Below are 1,359 nucleotides of genomic sequence, written 5' to 3' on the forward strand. Positions count from 1 at the left end.
TCAGGCGCGGATGAGGGCCAGGGCCTCGTCGCGGACGCGGACCAGGGTTTCCCGGTCGCGGGCCTCGACGTTCAACCGCAGCAACGGCTCCGTGTTCGACGCACGGACGTTGAACCACCAGTCCGCACCCGTCACCGTCAGACCGTCCAGCTCGTCCAGGGTGACGCCCTCACGGCCACCGAAGGACTCCTTCACCGCCGCCAGCCGGCCCGCCTGGTCCGCAACCGTCGAGTTGATCTCCCCCGACCCCTCATACCGGTCATAGGAAGCCACCAGAGCCGACAGCGGACCGTCCTGGCCACCCAGCGCCGCCAGCACGTGCAACGCCGCCAGCATCCCGGTGTCCGCGTTCCAGAAATCCTTGAAGTAGTAGTGCGCCGAGTGCTCACCACCGAAGATCGCACCCGTCCGCGCCATCTCCTCCTTGATGAAGGAATGACCCACCCGCGTACGCACCGGCGTACCGCCGTTCTCCCGCACCACCTCCGGCACCGACCAGGACGTGATCAGATTGTGGATCACCGTGCCCGACCCGCCGTTACGGGCCAGCTCACGCGAAGCCACCAGCGCCGTGACCGCCGACGGCGACACACCCACGCCCCGCTCGTCCACGATGAAACAGCGGTCCGCGTCCCCGTCGAAGGCGATACCCAGATCCGCGCCCTCCGCCAGCACCCGCGCCTGCAGGTCCACGATGTTCTTCGGGTCCAGCGGATTCGCCTCGTGGTTGGGGAACGTACCGTCCAGCTCGAAGTACATCTGCGTCACCTCCAGCGGCAGGCCCTCGAACACCGTCGGAACGGTGTGACCGCCCATGCCGTTGCCCGCGTCCACGACCACCTTCAGCGGACGCACCGACGACAGGTCCACCAGGGAACGCAAATGCTCCGCATAGCCCTTCAACGAGTCCTGCTCCGTCACCGCTCCCGGCACGGTGCCCGCCGGAACCTCCGGAACACCCCCGTCCAGCCACCCCTCCACCAGGGACCGGATCTGCGACAGGCCCGTGTCCTGACCCACCGGCGCCGCACCCGCACGGCACATCTTGATCCCGTTGTACTGCGCCGGATTGTGCGACGCCGTGAACATCGCACCCGGCAGCCCCAACGACCCCGACGCGTAGTACAGCTGATCCGTCGAACACAGACCGATCAACGTCACGTCCACACCACGCGCCGCCGCACCCCGCGCGAACGCCTGCGACAGACCCGGCGACGAAGGACGCATGTCATGACCCACCACGATCGCCGAGCCACCCACGACCTCGACGAAAGCAGCACCGAACAGCTCCGCCAGCAACTCGTCCCACTCGTCCGGCACAACGCCACGCACGTCATACGCCTTGACGATGTTCGAAAG

The 1,359-nt window shown here is 67.3% G+C and carries 1 protein-coding gene; it reads right to left on the bottom strand.

Features of this window, described 5'->3' with window-relative positions; all coding sequences use genetic code 11:
* A partial coding sequence (locus IH80_RS0138345) for a phosphomannomutase/phosphoglucomutase (RefSeq protein ID WP_234432544.1) occupies positions 1-1,359 on the bottom strand: 1,359 nt, incomplete at its 5' end.

Source organism: Streptomyces sp. NRRL S-378 (assembly GCF_000720645.1).
Lineage (GTDB): Bacteria > Actinomycetota > Actinomycetes > Streptomycetales > Streptomycetaceae > Streptomyces.